At 38.8% G+C, this 618-nt stretch carries 1 protein-coding gene; it reads left to right on the top strand.

Going from position 1 to position 618, the window contains the following annotated elements; translation table 11 throughout:
• Positions 1-187: 187 nt before the first annotated feature.
• A partial coding sequence (locus NZ519_14115) for a hypothetical protein (GenBank protein MCS7029887.1) occupies positions 188-618 on the top strand: 431 nt, incomplete at its 3' end.

Below are 618 nucleotides of genomic sequence, written 5' to 3'. Positions count from 1 at the left end.
CGGGCTACGCTATCGCTTCGGTGCTACGCTTCGCTCCGCACCGTGCTGACGCACGCCCTTCGCATGCCTCACGCAAAAAATAAAAGTCATTTTCAATAACTTACATGCATACAAAAAAAAAATAATCTTTGATCTTGACTGGTTAAAAAACATAACATATCTTTGAAATTAAATTAAAATAAAAACTATGAAAACAGGACCTATTCTTATGTGTATCTTGTTAGTTCCTCTGTGGAGCTACTTCCTCTACGCTGATGATGTTAAAGACGCTGTCAAAAAACGACAAGCTAAAGAATGGTTGAGCAAAAAGAACGAAAGTGGCTTCTTGGAAAACAGAGGACAAATGATGGATATCAAAGGTAATCCTGTATCATTTGTCTTATTCAAAGCCGAAGCCCCTAACCTTAATCTGTGGATTACTGAAAGGGGCATTACCCTACAAACCTTGAAGATAGAGGAAGAGGAGGAAAAAGACTTTTCACCCTATGAAAAAACGTATAAAGAACGCACAAGGCATGAAGTTTCGAGAAAAGAAGAGAACATCAAAATATATTGGGAACGCGTGGATATTGAGTTAAGAGGGGCAAACATACGAAAGGAGAACATTGTAAGGGAAGG

It is taken from the genome of Bacteroidia bacterium (assembly GCA_025056095.1).
Classification (GTDB): domain Bacteria; phylum Bacteroidota; class Bacteroidia; order JANWVE01; family JANWVE01; genus JANWVE01.
This window is presented reverse-complemented; position numbering and strand designations above follow the sequence as displayed.